Origin of the sequence: Pseudomonas sp. NFACC39-1 (genome assembly GCF_900110355.1) — a bacterium.
Lineage (GTDB): Bacteria > Pseudomonadota > Gammaproteobacteria > Pseudomonadales > Pseudomonadaceae > Aquipseudomonas > Aquipseudomonas tehranensis.
Genome location: NZ_FODL01000005.1, coordinates 405,095 through 426,169 on the forward strand (window position 1 = coordinate 405,095; position 21,075 = coordinate 426,169).

Here is a 21,075-nt window from a genome sequence, read left to right on the forward strand (position 1 = left end):
TCATTTTTGTTCAGTTGCCTTGAATGACAAGCGAGACAAAAAAAGGGGACAGGCGTCAGACAGTATTTTTGCGAAGCGTCAATGTGACCCAGTATCGGGTGCGCATTTGCACGTGCACCGGCAGGCTGGCCGAGAGCAACGCGAGGATGCGATCGGTGTTTTCCAGACGGAAGCTGCCGGTCACCCGCAGCGACTCCAGGACGGGGTCCCAACGCAATAAACCTGAGCGATAACGGCCCAGTTCACGGAGAAAATCCCCCAGCGGCTGGTTCTGCGCCACAAGCACACCGTCACGCCAACCCAACTGCGCTACGTCGAACGCCCCCACAGGTCCCGCGCCCGAGGCCAAGAGGTTGACCTGCTCGCCTTCCTTGAGCGTCAGCATTGGCCCGCGCAGCGGTCGCAGTTGCACCGAACCACTGAGGACCGACACCCGGCAACTGCGCTCACTCAGACGTACGCAGACCTCGCTACGGCTGACGGAGATCAGGCCGAACGGTGCCTGAATGGCCAATGGCGCAGCCCCCGGGACGTTGAGGGCCATCTCCCCTTGCACCAGCACCAGGCGTCGAGCCTTGAGGTCCAGGTCCAGGGCGCTGTCGGTGTTCAACTGCAAGGCGCTGCCGTCGGCCAGCGACCAGCGCCGCTGTTCGCCCGTGGCTGTGTGCAGGTCGGCGCGCCAGACCTCCAGCGGCAGCTCTCGCCCCAGCCACCAGGCCGTGGGCACCAAGGCGGCAACGCCGAGCGCGCGCTTGAGCACCGCCCGACGGGGCAATGCCGGGCGATCCAGGGTCGCCAGGCCCAACGATGGCGGCACCCCGGCGAAACGCTGGCGCAATCGCTGGGCTTTTTGCCAGGCCGCCTCGTGCTGGGCGCTGCTGTCGCGCCAGCGTTGCAGCGCGGCGCAATCGAAGTCATCCCCGCCAGACTCCATCATGGCCAGCCAGCGAGCCGCCGCCCGAGCGACTTCACGAGCTTCAGGCGAAGGGGCCTGGCGCATCAAAAGTCCACCAACAGGCAATGCTCATAAGCCTGGGCCATGTAGCGCTTGATGGTGCGCTCCGACACCTGCATGCGCTCGGCGATCTCTCGGTAGCCCAGGCCTTCGAGCTGGCTCCACAAAAAAGCCCGCCGCACCAGAGCCGGCAGGCCATCGAGCAATTCATCCAGGGCTTGCAACGTTTCCAGCAGCAGCCAACGCTGCTCCGGTGAGGGTGCGCACGCTTCGGGCAAGCTCGCCAAGGCGTCGAGGTAGGCCTGCTCCAGATTGCGGCGAGCGTAAAAGTTGCTCAGCAGGCGCTTGCCGACTGTCAGCAGATAAGCGCGTGGTTCGTGCAGATCGGCCAATGGCTGAGCGCTGGACAGTACGCGCAGGAACGTATCCTGGCGCAGATCCGCAGCATCCCAGGCGTTGCCCATGCGTCGTCTCAACCAGCCTTCCAGCCAGCCACCGTGGTCTCGGTACAGCGCGTGCAAGGAACGCTCCGTTGGCGTAGCTGCATCAGACATGTCAAGAAGCCTTGTGCAAGAGATCGATTAAATGAGAGTGATTCTAATTAATGTTCCCGCACGAATCCAACTTCTTTATCGACCGCTCTGTTAAATGCACGCTGGCCTATCAATGTTTGCCCGCACCGCCAAACGGGTGCCCACCTGCGGGCACCCGTTGTCAGTCAGGCCTGGGAACGAGCCTGCTCGCGATAGCAATGGATCAGCATGCATGAGTGTTGATTACAAAACTCCCGGCAGGTCCTTCTCGGTGCTAGGTTGTAAGTGAGTGTTCCATCAACCAGTCACGTCTCTCCAACCGTCCGCAAAGGAATGCCTCTACCAATGAACTTATCCCTCAAGCACCTGGCCGTGACCACCCTGCTGCTGTCCAGCCTGGCGTCGATCACCCCAACCGCCTCGGCCAATATCACTGCGCAACAGAGTTCGGCCCTCGTTGAAACCCTCGCTGACACCTCCGTCACCGACTTCAGGCAGTTCCTGGGAGACGCGGCCAAGAGCGAGTTGGCCGAAACCGCCAAACTCGGCCCGGCCATCAGCACGTTCCTCGACAACAAGCCCCTTTCGGCTGAGCAGCAGAACGAAATCCATCGTCTGCTCGGCCTCTATGCTCGGGTGAAATACGGTAGCGCCGCCACGAAAACCCTGCGCGAATTGGTGGCAATCCCAACCTTTCGTAAGGACGGCGTTGCCCAGCACGAGAACCCCGAGTTCCTCAAGATCGCGGACAAGATCAAGCGCATTGCCCTAGCCTTCAACCTGGACTTTCGCAACGTCGACAACCGCGTCTACGAGATTTCACTGCATGGCAGTGGCAACGAAGTCGTGGGCATTCACGCCCATGCCGACGTCGTGCCGGTGACCCCGGAAAACTGGGTATTGAAAGACGGCACTCGTCTGGATCCGTTCAAGGTCACCCTGGTGGGCGACCGCATGTACGGCCGGGGCACCGAAGACGATAAGAACGGCATCGTCGTGGCGCTCTACGCCATGAAGATCATCAAGGAAGAAAAGCTGCCGCTGGCGAGGAATTTCAAGCTGCTGGTAGACACCACCGAGGAAACCACCGGCGACGCCATCCCCTATTACTTCGAGCGCAACCCAACCCCCAACTACAACCTGGCGCTGGATGGCGGCTACCCGGTTGTGATTGCCGAAAAAGGCTATGGCACCGTCATGGCCAGCTTCGCCCGGCGTGAGGCCCAGGGCAAAGGCGCTGAGATCACGGCAATGACCGGTGGCCTGGCCACCAACCAGATTCCGTCCACATCGGTTAGCACCTTCGTGGACGACCAGCCTGCTGAACTGGCCGCCACGCTGCTAAAAGCCGCTTCCGAGTATGCCAAGGGCAATGGCGGCGACTTCCAGGTAACCACCGCGGTCGTCGGCAAGGACGTCAAACTGACCTTCACCGGCGTCTCCGCCCACTCCTCAGAACCAGAGTCCGGGGTCAACCCGGTGGCGAGGATGCTGGGCTTCATCAACAGCCTCGAGGGCAAGGTTGCGCTCAAGCACAACCACATCACCGATGCCGCCCGCTATGCCGCCGATAACTGGGGCCTGGACTACCTGGGAAGCAAACTGGGGATTGGCTTTTCCGACGCTTTCATGGGCCCGCTGACCGCTTCCCTGACGTATGTCGGCATGGATGCCAACGCTTTCAAGCTGGCGGTCAATCTGCGCGTGCCGGTGGGCAAGCCGACGGAAACGCTCAAGGCTGAAATCACCGACAAGTTGGCCGCCTGGAGCAAGAAGACGGAGGTTGCCGTGGCGTTCGATTATTCAATCGATGAGCCGATGTATCGCAACCCTGACGGTGAATGGGTCAAGGCACTGTTGGCCGTAGCCAGCGAAAACCTGGGCATGGAGCACAAGTACGGCACCTCCGCTGGCGCCACATCGGTTCATGATTTGCCCAACGGCGTGCAGTTCGGCCTGGCCATGCCCGACGTCAAGTACACCGGTCATAACGACAACGAGTTCAAGACGGTCGAGCAGTTTTTGCTGGACCTGCAGATCGTGACCGAGATGATGGGGCGGATCGGGCAGTTGCCGAAGTTGTGATCCCCGTCCGGGACGGATGTGGCGAGGGGATTTATCCCCGCTGGGCTGCGCAGCGGCCCCAGGATTTTGCGGTCGCTGTGCAACCGAGCGGGGATAAATCCCCTCGCCACAGGTTCACTTCATTCCTTCGGGCGAGTGGCGCTTGGATCGATGACCTTGGCACTAATGTCGACCAGCTCCACCCCCCAATCACCATGCAGGTACCAATCTTCCCCGATCATTTCGGCCGGGTGCATGGTTCGATCTGCGCCGTTACCACACGCCAAGGCGCTGGCCGGGCAATAGCGGTCGCAGCCCCAGCATATGCGCTCGGGATGTTTCGGACTGATGGGAAAGGGCTTTGCCATGACGACCCCGTATAACCAATGGGTGTACCCGTACCCTACCGTTTCCGGGCCAAGGCGCCCTTGATTTCGATCAAGAAGGGTCAGCACGGCTGGACCGGCATTCACGGTCGGTAAATTGCCCTGAAAATTGACAAGAATCATTATTATTCGCAGCAAAGCTTCCTAGACTCGGCCATCCCTTAGTCCTCAGGAAGTCTTCACATGCGTACCCTTGCTCCTCTGTCTCTCGCCCTGCTGTTTCTCACACCGCTGGCCCAGGCCAAGGAATACCCCATTGGCGAACCGCAGATGTGCCCGGGCCTGGAGGTCGGCGCGGTGTACCTGCAACCGATCGAAATGGCCCCGGCCGGCATAATGCGCCCAACCGCCGAATCTGACGTTCACCTGGAGGCCGATATCCGCGCCACGGCAGACAACCAGCAGGGTTTCCAGGAAGGCAGCTTCGTGCCCTACCTCAACGTGTCGTTCCAACTGAAAAAACAGGGAAACGACACCCCGCTCAAGGGCGACTTCCACGCCATGGTCGCCAATGACGGGCCGCACTATGGCGACAACGTCAAGCTGCTCGGTCCCGGCAAATACCAATTGACCTTCACCGTCCTGCCGCCCGGCGGCCATGGCTCCCTCGGCCGTCATACCGACAAGGAAACCGGCGTGGCGCCATGGTTCGAGCGCTGTGAACTGCATTACGAATTCGTCTATGCCGGGATTGGCAAAAAAGGCGGGTATTGAGGATGCGGCGCGCGACGAGCCGAACAGCGCGACAGCTGGCCGGGTGGATGCTGGCCGGCCTGCTGTTGCCTTCAATCGCCCATGCCCAACTGCTGACTTACGAGTTGAGCATGCGCGACGGGCATTTCACTCCGCCGCTGCTGCAAGTGCCGGCCGGGCAGCGCTTCAAGATCGTGCTGAAAAACGTCGGCCAGGGGCCGGCGGAATTCGAGAGCACGCCCCTGCGGGTGGAAAAGGTTCTGTCGCCCGGCGTGACGACTTTTGTCGTCATTCACCCGCTGCGGCCCGGGCACTATCCGTTTTTCGATGAATTCAATCCGCAACTGCCCGAGGGCGGCATCCTCGCCCAGTAGTCGGCGAACAGGAGGTGTTTGCATGACTCAATCGATGTTTATTGTCTGGCGCGAAAGCGTCGAGGCGTTGTTGGTGATCGGGATCCTCCAGGCCTGGGTCAGCCGGCAGTCACAGGCCAGTCGCTTGTTGCAGTTCGTGTGGGCTGGCGTGGCGCTGGGGTTGCTGCTGTCGGGCATTTTGGCCGGCCTGATTCTGGTGGCCGGCGAAGCCATGAGCGGCGCCGCCAATGAATGGTTCCAGGCTGCGTTGGCGCTGGTCGCCAGTCTGCTGATCGTGCAAATGGTCGGTTGGATGCACCGAAACGCCGGGACGCTGAAACAGGATCTGACGCGTCACGCCGACCATCGTTTCAGCCGTCAGGGTGGATGGGGGCTGATGGTGTTGGCGCTGCTGGCCGTCAGCCGCGAAGGCAGTGAAACCGTGGTCTTTCTGTATGGCGCCGGGGCGCGTCTGCAAGGGGCGCCACTGGGCTTGTTCGCAGTGGGCGCGGTGGCTGGCCTGCTGCTGGCGCTGCTGACCATCGCCTTGCTGCACGGCAGTCGTCGGTTCATCTCATGGCCACGTTTCTTTGCCTTCAGCGAAACCATCCTGTTGTTATTGGGAGCGGCACTGCTGGTCAGCGGCATCGAGCGTATCAGCGGCCAGTTGCTCGCGATGGACTGGCCCGAAGTGGTCTATCACGGCATCGGCGACGCGCTCTGGGACAGCAGCGCGATATTGGATGACGGCCATGGCCTGGGCGGTTTCCTGGCGGATTTCACCGGCTATCGAGCCAGTCCCAGTGCCATGACCTTGTTGGTGTGGCTCGGTTACTGGCTGATGCTTGCCGGCTGGCTGCGGCCACGCAAAGCGCAGACGCTGCCATGTTCGACGTGAACCTCTGGCTCCAGCGCCTGGGTGACGGCATGCGGCGCCACGGCGCAACCATTCGCGCCATGCAATGGGCGGTGGTGCTGTTCTATGCGGTGCTGCTGGTGGTGCCGGCACTGTTGCCATTGCCCAGCAGCCAGGCTCGGCTGTTCGACAACCTCACGCTGCTGGCGCAGTTTCTGTTCTGGGGCATCTGGTGGCCGTTCGTGTTGCTGTCGATCGTGCTGTTCGGCCGGCTCTGGTGTGGCGTGCTGTGTCCTGAAGGTGCCTTGAGTGAATGGGCCAGCCAGTATGGCAAAGGCCTGGGCGTGCCACGCGGGGTGCGTTGGGCCGGCTGGCCGACCCTGGCGTTCTGCCTGACCACGATCTACGGGCAGTTGATCAGCGTCTATGACTATGCCCAGGCGGCGCTGTTGATCCTGGGAGGCTCGACGGTCGCAGCGGTGATCGTTGGCCTGCTGTTCGCCCGAGGCAAGCGCATATGGTGCCGCTACCTGTGTCCAGTCAGCGGGGTCTTCGCCCTGCTCGCCCGCCTGGCACCCGTCCACTTCCGTGTGGACGAACAACGCTGGCTGGAAAACCCCACGCCGCGTCGCCCTCCCCCCAATTGCGCGCCATTGCTGGACATCCGCCGGATGCGCGGTGCCGCCGATTGCCACGCCTGTGGTCGCTGCAGCGGCCAGCGCGATGCGGTGCGCTTGATAGCCCGCTCCAGTAACGAGGAAATCCTTCACTCAACAGCAACCACCCTTTCGCCCTGGGACGCGCGTTTGTTGTTGTTTGGCGTCATTGGCCTGGCCATGGGGGCTTTTCAGTGGACCATCAGCCCCTGGTTCATTGCCTTGAAACAAAGCCTGGCCCAATGGCTGGTCGCCCACGAGCTGTTCTGGCCGTTACAGGACAACGCCCCCTGGTGGTTGCTGACCCACTATCCGCAGTTCAATGACAGTTTCAGTTGGCTCGATGGCTTTTGCATCGTCGCGTATCTGGGCATGAGTGCCTTGCTGTTGGGCACGTCGCTGCTGCTGTTGATGCGCCTGGCGGCAAGACTCTCGGGCGACGCCGCACAATATTGGCCCTTAGCCATCACTCTGACGCCCCTCGGCGGTGCAGGGTTGTTCCTCGGCCTGTCGGCCACCACCGTCAAACTGCTGCGCTATGAAGGGTTGTTGCTCGAGTGGGTGCAGCCGGCTCGGGCCGCGCTGCTGCTCGCGGCAATCGCCTGGAGCCTGTGGTTAGGCTACAAGCGCCTGGAACATACCGCCCGCCGGCGACTGGCAATGGCCTGCCTGGTATTGGCCAACGGCCTGGTGGGCTATGGCTGGTGGTTGCAGTTCTGGGGTTGGTGATCGCCGCTCCCACATCCGGATGCAACACAAAACCCTGTGGGAGCGAGCCTGCTCGCGATGACGTAAGCACATCCAGCATCCATGCAACCTGACCCACCGCTATCGCGAGCAGGCTCGCTCCCACAGGGGATGCGTGTGGATCATTACATCTGACACGGGTTCGCCTAGACCTTGAAACGCGCCACCGTCTCATGCAGTGAACCGGCCATCTGCGCGAGGTCCTGGCCGGCGGTATCGGTATGCCGGGCCCCGAGCAATACCTGTTCAGACAAGTTGCGAATACCCACCAGGTTGCGGTCTACCTCCCGGGCTACCAACGCCTGTTCTTCCGTGGCGCTGGCGATCATCAGGTTGCGTTCGTTGATCTGCGAGATCGAACGGGCGATTTCATCCAGGGCATCGCCGGAGCGCCGGGCCACTTGCAGCGTGGTCTGCACCAGCTCGCTGTTGTTTTGCATGGATGTCACGGCGTGCTCGCTGTCCTGACGAATGTTGCCGATCATCTCTTCGATTTCCCGGGTCGAATCCTGGGTGCGATGGGCCAGCGCCCGGACTTCGTCGGCCACCACCGCAAAACCGCGCCCGGCATCGCCGGCGCGGGCCGCTTCAATAGCGGCGTTCAGGGCCAGCAGATTGGTTTGATCGGCGATGCTGCGGATCACGTCCAGCACCGAACTGATGTGCTCGACCCGTCCAGCCAACTGCTGGATGCGTCCCGAAGAGTCCGTGACCCCCAGCGCCAATGCGCTGATCGAAGCGACGGTCTCCTGGACCTGCTCACGACCACGCTGGGCGGTTTGCTCGGAGACCCGCGAGGCTTCGCTGGTACTCACGGCGTTGCGCGCCACTTCATCCACCGCCGCCGTCATTTGGTTCACGGCCGCCGCGGCCTGTTCGATTTCCTGGCCTTGCAGCTCCAAAGTGCTGTTGGTCTGACTGCTCACCGCGCTCAGCTCTTCGGAGGAACTGGCCACCCGATCCACCGAAGCTGCAATGTGCCGGACCATGCTGTTGAGGCTCTGTTGCATGTCATGCATGTTGCTCATCACACTGTCGTTAGCGCTACCGGCGTCCAATGGCACCTGGATCGTCAAGTCGCCTCGGGCAATCTGGCTCAGCACCCGCGCCGCATCATCGGGCTCGCCGCCCAACGGACGGGTCACACTGCGGGTCACCAGTACCGCAACGGTACTCACCAGGGCCAGGCAGACCAGCACCAACGCCAGCATGTTGCGCCGCGCGTCGCTGTAGCGCGCCTGGGCCAGACGTTCACGCTCGACAAACAACCTGCCCTGCATCGCCATCAGCCCTTCCAGGCTCTTGTAGACCTCAATCTCCGCCGGCATCACGCCTTGCTTGAGTTGCGTCATCGCGTCGTCCATCGCACCCTGGCGAATCAACGCCTGCACTTGAACGAACGCGGCCACATACGCCTCACGGTGCTTCTTCAGTGCCGCATACGCCGCTTTGCCCTCGGGCTGGTCGAACAACGGCTCCAGCGTGGTAAAGGCCTGGGTGATGCGTTGCCGGGTCATGTCGATCGATTGCTGGACCTGCGCGTTGTTCTTGTCGATCAACAGATCCCGGGTGTTCCTGGCGTTATCGCGCACGCCCGTGGCGATCACCATGATCGGCTCGATCTTCGGCCAATCCTGTTTGACGATCTGCACCGCCTGATCGCGCAGCGTGGCCAGGTCGTTCAAGGCGTACAACGCCAGAGCGATCAACGCCAGTGGCGCGATGGCAAAGCCGATCACGATACGGTGGGCAGTGGTGAGTCTGGTCATATCAAATGCTCCCTGTTCAACTACCTGCCGATTGGCAGCGCATTTGAAAACCATAAGAAAAGCCATAGAAAAGAACGGCTCGGCGATCCCGAGCCGCTGTCGGTCGTTCATCCCCGGGGACGGTCAACTACGTAAAACGAACGAGGGAAACAACTCGCGCATGGCGGCCCACAACTCCGGCTGCAAGGCCTGTGCCGAAACACTGGAAAGATGGGGGTCGAGCATTCGTGCGGTGCGCACCAGTTGCACAGCGAAACGCGTGACGCCCTGCTCGCTCAAGCGGCGAGCCAGGGTCAGTAAGCGTTCGGGGTCGAACAAATGCCAATGCACGGTGGTCCGGCATTCATAGTCCACGCCGCTTTCCAGCAAATGGTCGAGGCTGCGCCAGTTGGCGGCGCCGCTGCCATGAACCCGAGTCACGTCCAGAGCGTCTTCGGGCAAGGCCTTGATGTCGAAGCCAACCCAGTCGGCTTGCCCGACCACTTTGGCGAAGGCCGCCGGTTTGATGCCGGCGCTGTGCAGGCCAATGCGAAAGCCCATCTGCCGCACCTCGTCCATGGCCGAGGCCAGGCCGTCCTGCAAGGTCGGTTCGCCGCCGCTGAACACCACGGCGTCAAGCAGATTCTGGCGACGTTGCAAAAACGCTAGCACCCGACACCAATCCACTTCTTCGCTGCCGCGCGGCGGGATCAGTTGCGGGTTGTGGCAATAACGGCAACGCCAGGCGCAACCCTGGCAAAACAGTACGCAAGCCAATTGGCCCGGATAATCAAGGGTGGTCAGGGGCACCAGGCCCCCGACCCGTAGCACTCGACTCATGGACGCCCGGCCGCGCTTTCAGTGAAATGCACCCGTTCGCGGTGCTCGGACTGCTTGCCTGGATTGAAGGCCGCCACCGGGCGGTGGTAGCCCATCACGCGGGTCCAGACTTCGCAACGTTGACGCTGGGCTTGTGGAAGGCTCTGCGATGCATTCATGGGTGAAGCTCCTTGCGGTCGATGGATCGGATCAGTGAACGCTGCCTGCCAACTGCTGTTGCAGTAGCAAGGCCTCGTCGCATTTGGGGCAAAACTCATGCTCGCCAGCCAGGTAGCCGTGCACCGGGCAGATGGAAAAGGTCGGCGTGATGGTCAGGTACGGCAGGCGGAAGCGTCCCAGGGCCTTGCGCACCAGCTGCTTGCAGGCCTGTGTGGAGGAGATCTGCTCGGCCATGTACAGGTGCAGCACGGTGCCGCCGGTGTATTTGCATTGCAGTTCGTCTTGCAGTTCCAGGGCTTCGAACGGGTCGTCGGTGAAGCCCACCGGCAATTGCGACGAGTTGGTGTAATACGGTGCGATCGGACTGCCGGCCTGCAAGATATCGGGGTAGCGCTTGAGGTCTTCTTTGGCGAAACGGTAGGTGGTGCCTTCGGCGGGCGTGGCTTCCAGGTTGTAGAGGTGGCCGGTTTCTTCCTGGAAACGCAGCAGCGTGGCGCGTACGTGATCCAGCAGTTTCAGCGCGAATGCCCGGCCTTGCTCGGTATGCAGGCCTTGTTGGTCATCGGTGAAATTGCGCAGCATTTCGTGCAGGCCGTTCACGCCGATGGTGGAGAAGTGATTGCGCAGCGTGCCCAGGTAGCGTTTGGTGTACGGGTACAGCCCGGCGTCCATGTGGTGCTGGATGACCTTGCGCTTGACCTCCAGGCTCTCCTTCGCCAGTTCCATCAGCGTATCGATGCGTTGCAGCAACGCGCTGGTGTCGCCTTTGTACAGGTAGCCCAGGCGCGCGCAGTTGATCGTCACCACACCCAGTGAGCCGGTCTGTTCCGCCGAGCCGAACAGGCCTCCTCCGCGCTTGAGCAACTCGCGCACATCCAGTTGCAGGCGGCAGCACATCGAGCGCACCTGGTTGGGTTGCATGTCCGAGTTGAGGAAGTTCTGGAAATACGGCAGGCCATAACGGGCGGTCATTTCGAACAGCCGGTCGGCGTTCTCGCTGTCCCATGGAAAATCATGGGTGATGTTGTAGGTCGGGATCGGGAAGGTGAATACCCGCCCTTTCGCATCGCCGGCCTGCATCACCTCAATGTAGGCGCGGTTGATCAGCTCCATTTCTTCTTGCAGGTCGCCATAGGCGAACGGCATCTCTTCGCCGCCGATCACCGGGATCTGTTCGCGCAGATCCTCTGGGCAGACCCAATCGAACGTGAGGTTGGTGAACGGGGTTTGTGTCCCCCAGCGCGACGGAACGTTGAGGTTGTAGATAAACTCCTGCAACGACTGGCGCACCTCGCCATAGCTGAGCTTGTCCTTGCGCACATAGGGCGCCAGGTAGGTGTCGAACGAGCTGAACGCCTGGGCGCCGGCCCATTCGTTTTGCAGGGTGCCGAGGAAATTCACCATCTGCCCCAGGGCGCTGCTCAAATGCTTGGGCGGCCCGGCCTCGACCCGACCCGGTACGCCGTTGAGGCCTTCGTGCAACAGCGTACGCAAGGACCAGCCGGCACAGTAGCCGGCGAGCATGTCCAGGTCATGGACATGCAGATCCGCCTCGCGGTGTGCCTGGCCGATGGCCTGGCTGTAGACCTCGTCGAGCCAGTAGTTGGCGGTGACCTTGCCCGACACATTGAGGATCAGCCCACCGAGGGAGTAACCCTGGTTGGCGTTGGCCTGCACGCGCCAGTCTTCGCGGTCCAGGTATTCGTTCATCGAAGTGGCGACTTCGACCAGGGTGCGACGGTCGCGGCGCAGGCGTCCATGTTGCTCGCGATAGACGATATAGGCACGCATGGCCAGAAAGAAACCGGCGTCCATCAGCACCCGCTCGACACGGTCCTGGATCTGCTCGACGTTCAAGCGCGTTTGCCCTTCCAGTCGAGCCAGCACTGCCTTCAGCAACTCCTCGGCCTCGGCCTCGGCGTATTCGCCCGTGGCCTTGCCGGCGGCGATCAGCGCCTGGCGGATCTTGTCCGCGTCGAAGGCAACCACACTGCCGTCGCGCTTGTGCAAGCGGTTACACCCCACTGTGATCAACGTGCTCTGCATTTTGGCTCCAGACACTACATATAGATAATTAATAAGCTATAAACACAATATGCAGTGTAGATTACGGCCAAACGATCGAGTTGCAATTGACCGATATCAAGAATCGAGGGTCGGTCAGCAGGCATTGAGGTTGACCTTGCTGTCGTCATCGCGAGCAGGCTCGCTCCCACATTGGTTTCAGGCGACTGCAATTTCTGCGTACACCTTAGATCCCCTGTGGGAGCGAGCCTGCTCGCGATGGCGGCGGTACATTCAATATGTTCGGTGCAGCTCACCCACCACTCATATTCATGAACCGCACAATCTGCACTTCCCCGCCCGGGTTGAAGTCATGGCGCAAAGGTTTCCCGCGCAAGGCCTGTTGCACCGCCTGGATCACCGGTTGATCGTCCAGCGGATAACGCCGCAGCAAGCTGCGCAGGTCCAGCGAGTCCTCCTGTCCCAGGCACAGCAGCAACCGTCCTTCAACGGTCATGCGCACTCGGTTGCAACTGGCGCAAAAGTTATGGGTATTGGGGGAAATAAAACCGATTCGGGTCTGCGCATGCTGCTCCAGGCGCACATAACGCGCCGGACCGCCGCTGTTTTCGGTGCTGTCGAGCAGCCGGTGATGGCCGGCAATGACAGCCCGGACCTCATCGCTGGAACAGAACGACTCACCACGGGAACGCCCGACTTCACCCAGGGGCATTTCCTCGATGAAGCTGATGTCGATGCGTTGCTCGATGGCGTACTGCACCAGTGCCGGGACTTCATCGAAGTTGCGCCCTTTCATCACCACGCAGTTGAGCTTGATCCGCTCGAACCCCGCAGCCTTCGCCGCCTCAATGCCCGCCAGCACCTGATCCAGGTCACCGTTACGGGTGATCGCCCGAAAGCGCTCGCCATCTAGACTGTCCAGGCTGATGTTCATGCGTTTGACCCCGGCTTCGACCAGCGGTCGGGCCAGTCGCCCCAGTTGCGAACCGTTACTGGTCATCACCAGTTCCCGCAGGCCGGGCAACGCCGCGATGTCGCGACACAACCCGACGATGCCCGGACGGATCAGCGGTTCGCCACCGGTCAGGCGGATTTTCTTGACCCCCAGGCCCACGAACAGCCGCGCCAAGCGGTGCAGTTCCTCCAGGGTCAACACTTGCTGACGCGGCAGGAAGGTCATGTTTTTCGCCATGCAATACACACAGCGAAAATCACAACGATCGGTCACCGACATCCGCAGATAATCGATCTGGCGCCCAAATCCGTCCTGCAACACGGCGTTCATGTCTGTCCCCTGATTGAGCTGGTGCTCACTGCACCAGCGGCGAGTCGGCGCCCTGAAGATGAATGCCGCGAATGTCCGCCGCACCGATCAGGGTTTGCAGGTACTGCACCAGCGCCTTCTGCCACACGCCTTGTTGCAGTTGGGTGCGAATCGCCGTCGCCACCGCCTCATAAGGCAACGGTTGGCCTTCGACACGCTGATCGATGCTGATCACATGCCAGCCGTAGCGACTTTCCAGCGGTTTGCCAACCAGGCCGGCCGGCAAGGCAAACAACTGGCGCTCCAGTTCGGGCACGGTCTGGCCCTTGCTGATCTGCCCCAGCGAACCGCCCTGCGCCTTGGACGGGCAGGCCGAGTGATTCAGCGCCAGCTCGGCAAAGCTGCCGGGGAACTCGTCCAGGCGTTGCAGCAGGCTTTCGGCCTGGTCGTGAGCCTGGTCGCGCGCTTCGGCGTCGTCCGGTGCACACTCGAGCAGGATGTGCCGCACCGCCAGCAACGGTGCGCTGTGAAAGCGCGCCCGATTGCTTTCGTAGTAGCGCAGACAGGTCGCCTCATCACACTGCGGCACCTGCACCTCACGTTCGAGCAACAGCCGCGTGGCCGCCTCCTCTTCGTTTTCACCCGCGCCCACCTGCAACGCCAGTCCCAGCTCGGCAATGCGTTGCTGGAGCAATTCCCGGATCACCAACGCCCGGGCAGCCTGGTAGACCGCATCCTCGCGGCTTTCAGCCGGGTGATATTGCAGCTCCTGGGCCATCGCCTGCGGGGTGATCGACACCCCGTTGACGCTGATGATCGGCCACTCCTGCTCACTGCTGGCGATCAATTGCGCCGGGGCTTCATCGCCCGCTGCCGGCCCGGCCTGCGCCGGTTCGAACTGCACCGCCCCGGTCGGTTCGACCTCATCGATCGACGCCATCACCGGTGCCGCTTTTGCCGAAGAACCACAACCGCCGCTGCCGCCACCACTGCCACCACATCCGCATCCACTCGCCATGATCTTCTCCTCAAAACTTCTGCCGAACGATTTGATAACGACGTCCCAGGTACCAGACCGGCGCACTGACGATGTGTACCAGACGGGTGAACGGGAATAGCACGAACAGGGTCAGGCCCAGCACCACATGAAGCTTGTAGACCAAGCCCACTGGCGCAATGGCCGCGGCCGCCTCAACCGGACGCAACAGCACAGTGTTCTGTGCCCAGTCGGCCAGCATCACCATCACCGAGCCGTCCATATGGGCGGTCGACGCCACAATGGTCATCAAGCCCAGCACCAGTTGCACCAGCAGCACCACCAACACCAGGATGTCCGACGTACTGGACGTGGCACGCACCCGCGGGTCAGTCAGCCGCCGGTTGAGCAGCATCACCAGGCCGATCAGGCCCAGCACACCGAAGAAACCGCCGGACACCATCGCCAGCAACTGCTTGTTCTCAGTGCTCAATACATGGTGGTAGATCGCCGAAGGTGTCAGCAGGCCGACAAAGTGCCCGGCCAGCACGAACAGCACACCGACGTGGAACAGGTTGCTCGCCACACGCATGCCACGGTTGCTCAGCATCTGGCTGGAACCGGCCTTCCAGGTGTACTGGGACAGGTCGAACCGCGCCCAACTGCCGATCAGGCAAATCGCCAAGGCGACATAGGGGTAGACCCCGAACATCAACAGATCCCATTTAGACATTACCCACCTCCCCGGCTGGCGCTGCGGCCAGGCCTTCATGCTGAAAATCCACCCAGTGCAACGGCACCGCACTTTCGTCCCGCGCCTTGCCTGGCCCGCTGGGCAGTGAACTGCAACGGTCCTGCTGTTCGGCCTGCATGAAATCCACCGCTTCTTCTTCCCAGATCTTGTCCAGGGCCTCGAGGGAGTCATCCCGTGGCTCGGCCTTTACCTGCTCGCGCAACCCGGCCACGGCCACCTGGGGCTCGGCCCCGGCGATTTGCAGCAAGGCCCTGAAGCAACTGGCGTAGGCGCTTTCCCGCTCTTCCAGGCGTGCAGCGAGCAAGGCCAACAGGTGTTCCACGTCAGCCAGGCCCTCGCGAGCCTCGACGTCTTCGCGGGTGGAGAGAAACTCCAGGTACAGCGGGATGTAATCGGGCAGTTCCTTCACGCCGATGGCAAAACCGGCCTCTTCGTACTGGGCCATCATGTCCACCATGGCCTGGCCCCGATCGCGGGATTCGCCATGGACGTGTTCGAACAACAGCAGCGACAGCGAGCGCCCACGGCCGAACAGCGCACCGTAGTGCTCCTGGCCGTCCATCAGGTCCTTGCCGCAGATCAGTTCGAGCAGTTCGAAGAGCGCGGCGCGCTGTTGCGGACTGATTTCCCGTGCCTGGAGGATGGCCTGTTCCAGCTCGTCACGGCCTTGCACCAGGGTCTCGGTCGGATAATCGAGCAGCAACGAAATCACCTTGAGAATGCGCATGTTCATTCCTCCCACAACTGCACGGTTTTGATCACGTCGCGACGATTGGCTTTCTTGCCGCCGAACATGTTGGTGTCGGAACTGCCACTGCAACCGCTGCCGAAACTGAAACCACAACCGGAGCGTTCGGCGAACGCGTCGCTCATGGCGTCTTCGCGGTGGGCGCTTGGCACGACGAAACGGTCTTCGTAGTTGGCGATGGCCAGGTAGCGGTACATCTCTTCCACCTGGTTCACGCTCAGGCCGACATCGGCCAGCACCTGCAGGTCCTGCACGCCGTCCACCTGTTCGGAACGCTTGTAGGCACGCATCGCCAGCAGGCGCTTGAGGGCGCGCTTGACCGGCTTTTCATCGCCAGCGGTGAGCATGTTGGCCAGGTAGCGCAGCGGGATGCGCAGGCTGTCGACGTCCGGGATCACCCCGTTCATGCCCACAGTGCCGGCCGCCGCAGCGTTCTGGATCGGCGACAGTGGCGGCACGTACCAAACCATGGGCAAGGTGCGGTATTCAGGGTGCAACGGCAGCGCGAGTTTCCAGTCCACGGCCATTTTGTAGACCGGCGAGCGTTGCGCCGAGTCGATCACCGACTGCGGCACGCCGTCGGCCAGGGCCTGGCGAATCACCGCCGGGTCGTTCGGGTCGAGGAAGATCTCCAGTTGCTTCTCATACAGGTCGTGCTCGTTGGCGGTGCTCGCCACTTCACTGATGCGGTCGGCGTCATACAGCAACACACCCAGGTAGCGAATGCGCCCTACGCAGGTTTCAGCGCAAACGGTCGGCATCCCGGCTTCGATGCGCGGGTAGCAGAAAATGCATTTTTCCGATTTGCCGCTCTTCCAGTTGAAATAGATTTTCTTGTACGGGCAGCCGCTGATGCACATGCGCCAGCCCCGGCATTTCTCCTGGTCGATCAGGACGATGCCGTCCTCCTCGCGCTTGTAGATCGCCCCGCTCGGGCAGGACGCCGCGCACGCCGGGTTCAGGCAGTGCTCGCACAGACGCGGCAGGTACATCATGAAAGTGTTTTCGTATTCGCCGTAGATGTCCGCCTGGATCTGGTCGAAGTTCTTGTCCTTGCGCCGCTTGGCGAACTCGGTGCCGAGGATTTCCTCCCAGTTCGGGCCCCATTCGATTTTCTCCATGCGCTTGCCAGACACCAGCGAGCGCGGCCGTGCGGTGGGCTGATGCTCGCCCAAAGGCGCGGTGTGCAGGTGCTGGTAGTCGAAGTCGAACGGTTCGTAGTAATCGTCCAGGCTCGGCAGGTCCGGGTTGGCGAAGATGTTCGCCAGCACGCGGAACTTGCCGCCGATGCGCGGGTTGATCGAACCGTCGGCGTTGCGGATCCAGCCGCCCTTCCACTTGTCCTGGTTTTCCCATTCCTTGGGGTAGCCGATGCCGGGCTTGGATTCAACGTTGTTGAACCAGGCGTATTCCATGCCTTCACGGCTGGTCCAGACGTTCTTGCAGGTGATCGAGCAGGTGTGGCAGCCGATGCATTTGTCCAGGTTCAGGACCATGCCGATTTGTGAGCGAATTTTCATCTCAGTTCTCCTCGATATCGGTTGGCAGTGGACGCGGCAGATCATCGCCACTGGAACCGTCGAGCCAATCGACCTTGGACATCTTGCGCACCACGACGAACTCGTCGCGGTTGCAACCGACCGTGCCGTAATAGTTGAAACCGTAGGCCTGTTGCGCGTAGCCACCGATCATGTGAGTGGGCTTGAGCACTACTCGGGTCACCGAGTTATGGTGGCCGCCACGGGTCTTGGTGGTTTCCGAACCTGGCACGTTCACGATCCGTTCCTGAGCGTGATACATCATCACCATGCCTTCCTTGACGCGCTGACTGACCACCGCGCGGGCGGTCAGTGCACCGTTGACGTTGAAGCATTCGATCCAGTCGTTGTCCTCGATACCGGCGCGCTTGGCGTCGATCTCCGAGAGCCAGACGATCGGTCCGCCTCGACTCAAGGTGAGCATCAGCAAGTTGTCGCTGTAGGTGCTGTGGATGCCCCACTTCTGGTGCGGGGTGATCCAGTTCAGGACGATCTCGGTCTCGCCATTGCTGCGCTTGCCCTTCACGCCTTCGATGGTGCGGGTGTTGACCGGCGGCCGATAGCTCATCAGTTGCTCGCCGAACGCCTGCATCCACGGGTGATCCTGGTAGAACTGCTGGCGGCCAGTGATGGTGCGCCATGGAATCGCCTCGTGAACGTTGGTATAGCCGGCGTTGTAGCTGACGTGATCGTCTTCCAGGCCAGACCAGGTCGGGCTGGAAATGATCTTGCGCGGCTGCGCCTGGATGTCGCGGAAACGAATCGCTTCGTGGGCCTTGGACAGCGCCAGATGGCTGTGATCGATACCGGTGAATTTCGACAGAGCCGCCCAGGCCTTGACGGCCACCTGGCCATTGGTTTCCGGGGCCAGGGACAGAATAACCTCGGCCGCGTCAATGGCGCTGTCGATCTTCGGCCGACCCTGGCTGATACCGGCGTCGACTTCATGGTGATTGAGCTCACCGAGGAACTTCACTTCATCGTCGGTGTTCCAGTTGATGCCCTTGCCGCCGTTGCCGAGTTTTTCCAGCATCGGGCCCAGGGACGTGAACTGCTTGTAGATGTTCGGGTAATCGCGCTCCACCACCTGCAGATTGGGTGCGTTCTTGCCCGGTTGCGGCGCCACGCCGGCGCTTTTCCAGTCGGTGCCGCCAAACGGCTGGGCCAGTTCACCGACGCTGTCATGCATCAACGGCACGGTGACCAGGTCTTTCTCGACACCCAGGTGCCCGACCGACATGGCGGAGAACGCCTTGGCGATGCCCTTGTAGATTTCCCAGTCCGAACGCGATTCCCAGGCCGGATCGATGGCGGCCGACAATGGGTGGATGAACGGGTGCATGTCCGACGTGTTCATGTCGTCTTTTTCGTACCAGGTCGCGGTCGGCAAGACGATGTCGGAGTACACGCAGGTCGAGGACATGCGGAAGTCCAGGGTGGTCACCAGGTCCAGTTTGCCGATGGCACCGTTGTCGACCCATTCAGCCTCGGTAGGCTTGGATTCGCCGCCAAAACCGATGTCTTCGTTCATCACGCCGTTCTTGGTGCCCAGCAGGTACTTGAGCATGTACTCGTGGCCTTTGCCCGAGGAGCCCAGCAGGTTGGAACGCCAGATGAACATGTTGCGCGGGAAGTTAACCGGGCTGTCAGGTTGCTCGCAGGCAAACCGCAGGGTGCCGTCCTGCAGCGACTTGACCACGTAATCCTTGGGCTCCAGGCCCGCGGCGGCGGCATCGCGGCAGATGTGCAGCGGGTTGGTGTTGAGTTGTGGCGCGCTGGGCAACCAGCCAGCCCGTTCGGCGCGAATGTTGTAGTCCAGGGCATGCTCGGGGAACTGCGATTTGTCCGCCAGGGGCGAGAGCACGTCGTGCATGCTCATCTTCTCGTGGCGCCATTGCGAGCTATGGCCGTAGAAGAAGCTGGTGCCGTTCATCTGCCGGGGCGGACGGTTCCAGTCCAGACCGAAGGCCAGGGGCAACCAGCCGCATTGCGGACGGAGTTTTTCCTGGCCGACATAGTGGGCCCAACCGCCGCCGGTCTGACCGACACACCCACAGAGCATGAGCATGTTGATCAGCCCACGGTAGTTCATGTCCATGTGGTACCAGTGGTTCATCGCCGCGCCGACGATGATCATCGAGCGACCACGGGTCTTGTCGGCGTTGTCTGCGAACTCACGGGCGATCTGGATGGCTTTCTCGCGGCTCACGCCGGTGATCTGCTCCTGCCAGGCCGGGGTGCCGGGCACCGAGGCGTCGTCGTAGTCCTTGGCAACGTTGGCGCCACCCAGGCCACGGTCGATGGCCAGGTTGGCCGCCGACAGGTCAAACACCGTGGCGACCTTCGCCACGCTGCCGTCAGCCAGCACCACGCTGTGCACCGGCACTCGGCGGTACTGCACCGCCTCACCGGCCACGTGCTGGAAGTACTCCTGGGCTTCACCGGCAAAATACGGGAAGGCCACTTCAGCGACGTCATCGCCAATCAGGCTGAGCTTGAGGTCGATCTCACGGCCCTCACTGCCTTCACGGGCAAGAATGTTCCATTTGCCCTCCTCGCCCCAGCGATAGCCGATGGAGCCTTGTGGCGAAACCAGTTCACCGCTGGCATCCAGGGCGATGGTTTTCCATTCAGGGTTGTTCTCCTGTCCAAGGTTATTGGTCAGGTCGCTGGCGCGCAGGAAGCGATCAGGCTGGTAGCCCGAACCCGGCGCCACGCCGAGCATCGGCTTGAGCATCACCAGCACCGGCAAGTCGGTGTAACGCTTGGCGTACTCGGTGAAGTAGGCGCTGGGCTTGTCCAGGTGAAACTCTTTGAAGATCACATGGTTGAAAGCCTGGGCCAGGGCCGCGTCGGTGCCCTGCTTGGGGTTGAGCCACAGGTCGGTGAGCTTGGCGACTTCCGAATAGTCCGGGGTGATCGCCACGGTCTTGGTGCCCTTGTAGCGCACCTCGGTGAAAAAGTGCGCGTCAGGGGTGCGGGTCTGCGGGACGTTGGAGCCCCAGGCAATGATGTAGTTGGAGTTGTACCAGTCGGCCGATTCCGGCACGTCGGTCTGCTCGCCCCAAACCATCGGCGAGGCCGGTGGCAGGTCGCAGTACCAGTCGTAGAAGCTCAGGCACACGCCACCGATCAGCGACAGGTAACGCGAACCTGCGGCATAGCTGACCATCGACATGGCCGGGATCGGCGAGAAGCCGACCACCCGATCCGGGCCGTATTGCTTGACGGTGTAGACGTTGGCCGCGGCGATGATCTCGTTGACTTCTTCCCAGTTGGAACGGATGAAACCGCCCATGCCGCGCTTGCTTTTATACGAGTCGGCCTTGGCCTTGTCCTCGACGATGCTGGCCCAGGCTTCGACCGGCGCCAGGGTTTGCCGGGCGTCGCGCCACAGCTTGAGCAATGGCTTGCGGATCTTCGGGTACTTGAGCCGGTTGGCGCTGTAGATGTACCAGCTATAGCTAGCGCCGCGAGGACAGCCGCGCGGCTCGTGGTTGGGCAAGTCGTTACGGGTGCGCGGGTAATCGGTCTGCTGGGTTTCCCAGGTGATCAGGCCGTTCTTGACGTAGATTTTCCATGAGCACGAACCGGTGCAGTTCACCCCGTGGGTGGAACGCACGATCTTGTCGTACTGCCAGCGGGAACGGTAGACGTTCTCCCAGTCGCGGGACTCCTTGCGGGTCTCGCCATGGCCGTCGGAAAACTCGCCTTGCTTACGGTTGAAAAACCGCAGTTGATCCAGTAAATGACTCACAGTGTGTTCCTCTCAGGCTTGCT

18 protein-coding genes are annotated in these 21,075 nt (G+C 61.7%); 5 read left to right on the forward strand and 13 right to left on the reverse strand.

The window, feature by feature from the left end:
* Positions 1-55: 55 nt before the first annotated feature.
* Both BMY45_RS13715 and BMY45_RS13720 read right to left on the reverse strand, forming a co-directional pair.
* The gene (locus BMY45_RS13715; protein ID WP_092398380.1) at positions 56-1,000 is read right to left on the reverse strand and encodes a FecR domain-containing protein; all 945 of its coding nucleotides are present in this window, start codon (positions 998-1,000) and stop codon (positions 56-58) included.
* Positions 1,000-1,509: a sigma-70 family RNA polymerase sigma factor gene (locus BMY45_RS13720; protein ID WP_092398382.1), complete on the reverse strand. Its 510-nt coding sequence runs from the start codon at positions 1,507-1,509 to the stop codon at positions 1,000-1,002. Before BMY45_RS13720 ends, BMY45_RS13715 begins: the two co-directional genes overlap by 1 nt.
* A gap of 324 nt (positions 1,510-1,833) precedes the next feature.
* Here BMY45_RS13720 and BMY45_RS13725 point away from each other — a divergent pair, with 324 nt between their 5' ends.
* Positions 1,834-3,573, forward strand: a complete 1,740-nt coding sequence (locus BMY45_RS13725) for a dipeptidase (protein WP_092398384.1) — start codon at positions 1,834-1,836, stop codon at positions 3,571-3,573.
* 119 nt (positions 3,574-3,692) lie between these two features.
* Here BMY45_RS13725 and BMY45_RS13730 read toward each other — a convergent pair whose 3' ends face one another.
* Complete coding sequence (locus BMY45_RS13730) at positions 3,693-3,920, reverse strand: DUF3079 domain-containing protein (protein ID WP_092398604.1); 228 nt, start codon at positions 3,918-3,920, stop codon at positions 3,693-3,695.
* A gap of 201 nt (positions 3,921-4,121) precedes the next feature.
* On the opposite strand from BMY45_RS13730, the gene BMY45_RS13735 reads away from it, so the two are divergent.
* The 4 genes from BMY45_RS13735 to BMY45_RS13750 are packed head-to-tail and all read left to right on the forward strand — an operon-like array spanning position 4,122 to position 7,225.
* Entirely contained in the window at positions 4,122-4,652 is a 531-nt protein-coding gene (locus BMY45_RS13735) for an iron transporter (RefSeq protein WP_092398386.1), read from the forward strand.
* 47 nt (positions 4,653-4,699) lie between these two features.
* Complete coding sequence (locus BMY45_RS13740; RefSeq protein ID WP_256573652.1) at positions 4,700-5,005, forward strand: cupredoxin domain-containing protein; 306 nt, start codon at positions 4,700-4,702, stop codon at positions 5,003-5,005.
* A gap of 22 nt (positions 5,006-5,027) precedes the next feature.
* Positions 5,028-5,882, forward strand: coding sequence for an FTR1 family iron permease (locus tag BMY45_RS13745; protein ID WP_092398390.1), 855 nt, complete (start codon positions 5,028-5,030; stop codon positions 5,880-5,882).
* Positions 5,870-7,225 (forward strand): 4Fe-4S binding protein, encoded by a 1,356-nt coding sequence (locus tag BMY45_RS13750; RefSeq protein ID WP_092398392.1) that lies wholly within the window; start codon positions 5,870-5,872, stop codon positions 7,223-7,225. Before BMY45_RS13745 ends, BMY45_RS13750 begins: the two co-directional genes overlap by 13 nt.
* Positions 7,226-7,389: 164 nt before the next feature.
* Here BMY45_RS13750 and BMY45_RS13755 read toward each other — a convergent pair whose 3' ends face one another.
* The 10 genes from BMY45_RS13755 to BMY45_RS13800 all read right to left on the reverse strand — a co-directional run bounded on the left by BMY45_RS13755 (position 7,390) and on the right by BMY45_RS13800 (position 21,052).
* Entirely contained in the window at positions 7,390-9,012 is a 1,623-nt protein-coding gene (locus tag BMY45_RS13755) for a methyl-accepting chemotaxis protein (RefSeq protein WP_092398394.1), read from the reverse strand.
* Positions 9,013-9,135: 123 nt separating this feature from the next.
* A complete protein-coding gene (locus tag BMY45_RS13760) occupies positions 9,136-9,831 on the reverse strand; it encodes an anaerobic ribonucleoside-triphosphate reductase activating protein (protein ID WP_092398396.1) in 696 nt (231 codons plus the stop codon).
* Positions 9,828-9,989 (reverse strand): anaerobic ribonucleoside-triphosphate reductase, encoded by a 162-nt coding sequence (gene nrdD / locus BMY45_RS13765; protein ID WP_003182303.1) that lies wholly within the window; start codon positions 9,987-9,989, stop codon positions 9,828-9,830. The genes BMY45_RS13760 and nrdD overlap by 4 nt, the downstream gene beginning before the upstream one ends.
* A 31-nt stretch (positions 9,990-10,020) precedes the next feature.
* Positions 10,021-12,036 (reverse strand): ribonucleoside triphosphate reductase, encoded by a 2,016-nt coding sequence (locus tag BMY45_RS13770; protein ID WP_092398398.1) that lies wholly within the window; start codon positions 12,034-12,036, stop codon positions 10,021-10,023.
* 271 nt (positions 12,037-12,307) lie between these two features.
* On the reverse strand, positions 12,308-13,300 hold the full coding sequence (moaA, locus tag BMY45_RS13775; RefSeq protein WP_092398400.1) for a GTP 3',8-cyclase MoaA: 993 nt from the start codon (positions 13,298-13,300) through the stop codon (positions 12,308-12,310).
* Between the two features lie 25 nt (positions 13,301-13,325).
* Positions 13,326-14,297: a peptidylprolyl isomerase gene (locus tag BMY45_RS13780; protein WP_092398402.1), complete on the reverse strand. Its 972-nt coding sequence runs from the start codon at positions 14,295-14,297 to the stop codon at positions 13,326-13,328.
* A gap of 10 nt (positions 14,298-14,307) precedes the next feature.
* A complete protein-coding gene (gene narI / locus BMY45_RS13785; protein WP_092398404.1) occupies positions 14,308-14,988 on the reverse strand; it encodes a respiratory nitrate reductase subunit gamma in 681 nt (226 codons plus the stop codon).
* Entirely contained in the window at positions 14,981-15,736 is a 756-nt protein-coding gene (gene narJ, locus BMY45_RS13790) for a nitrate reductase molybdenum cofactor assembly chaperone (protein WP_092398406.1), read from the reverse strand. The genes narI and narJ overlap by 8 nt, the downstream gene beginning before the upstream one ends.
* A 2-nt stretch (positions 15,737-15,738) precedes the next feature.
* On the reverse strand, positions 15,739-17,277 hold the full coding sequence (gene narH, locus BMY45_RS13795; protein WP_092398408.1) for a nitrate reductase subunit beta: 1,539 nt from the start codon (positions 17,275-17,277) through the stop codon (positions 15,739-15,741).
* Position 17,278: 1 nt separating this feature from the next.
* Positions 17,279-21,052, reverse strand: a complete 3,774-nt coding sequence (locus BMY45_RS13800) for a nitrate reductase subunit alpha (RefSeq protein WP_092398410.1) — start codon at positions 21,050-21,052, stop codon at positions 17,279-17,281.
* Between the last annotated feature and the right edge of the window lie 23 nt (positions 21,053-21,075).

Excerpts from the sequence above, each read along its gene's own strand:
- BMY45_RS13715 (WP_092398380.1), bottom strand. The coding sequence starts at position 1,000 with ATGCGCCAGGCCCCTTCGCCTGAAGCTCGTGAAGTCGCTCGGGCGGCG.
- BMY45_RS13720 (WP_092398382.1), bottom strand. The coding sequence starts at position 1,509 with ATGTCTGATGCAGCTACGCCAACGGAGCGTTCCTTGCACGCGCTGTAC.
- BMY45_RS13725 (WP_092398384.1), top strand. The coding sequence starts at position 1,834 with ATGAACTTATCCCTCAAGCACCTGGCCGTGACCACCCTGCTGCTGTCC.
- BMY45_RS13730 (WP_092398604.1), bottom strand. The coding sequence starts at position 3,920 with ATGGCAAAGCCCTTTCCCATCAGTCCGAAACATCCCGAGCGCATATGC.
- BMY45_RS13735 (WP_092398386.1), top strand. The coding sequence starts at position 4,122 with ATGCGTACCCTTGCTCCTCTGTCTCTCGCCCTGCTGTTTCTCACACCG.
- BMY45_RS13740 (WP_256573652.1), top strand. The coding sequence starts at position 4,700 with ATGCTGGCCGGCCTGCTGTTGCCTTCAATCGCCCATGCCCAACTGCTG.
- BMY45_RS13745 (WP_092398390.1), top strand. The coding sequence starts at position 5,028 with ATGACTCAATCGATGTTTATTGTCTGGCGCGAAAGCGTCGAGGCGTTG.
- BMY45_RS13750 (WP_092398392.1), top strand. The coding sequence starts at position 5,870 with ATGTTCGACGTGAACCTCTGGCTCCAGCGCCTGGGTGACGGCATGCGG.
- BMY45_RS13755 (WP_092398394.1), bottom strand. The coding sequence starts at position 9,012 with ATGACCAGACTCACCACTGCCCACCGTATCGTGATCGGCTTTGCCATC.
- BMY45_RS13760 (WP_092398396.1), bottom strand. The coding sequence starts at position 9,831 with ATGAGTCGAGTGCTACGGGTCGGGGGCCTGGTGCCCCTGACCACCCTT.
- nrdD (WP_003182303.1), bottom strand. The coding sequence starts at position 9,989 with ATGAATGCATCGCAGAGCCTTCCACAAGCCCAGCGTCAACGTTGCGAA.
- BMY45_RS13770 (WP_092398398.1), bottom strand. The coding sequence starts at position 12,036 with ATGCAGAGCACGTTGATCACAGTGGGGTGTAACCGCTTGCACAAGCGC.
- moaA (WP_092398400.1), bottom strand. The coding sequence starts at position 13,300 with ATGAACGCCGTGTTGCAGGACGGATTTGGGCGCCAGATCGATTATCTG.
- BMY45_RS13780 (WP_092398402.1), bottom strand. The coding sequence starts at position 14,297 with ATGGCGAGTGGATGCGGATGTGGTGGCAGTGGTGGCGGCAGCGGCGGT.
- narI (WP_092398404.1), bottom strand. The coding sequence starts at position 14,988 with ATGTCTAAATGGGATCTGTTGATGTTCGGGGTCTACCCCTATGTCGCC.
- narJ (WP_092398406.1), bottom strand. The coding sequence starts at position 15,736 with ATGCGCATTCTCAAGGTGATTTCGTTGCTGCTCGATTATCCGACCGAG.
- narH (WP_092398408.1), bottom strand. The coding sequence starts at position 17,277 with ATGAAAATTCGCTCACAAATCGGCATGGTCCTGAACCTGGACAAATGC.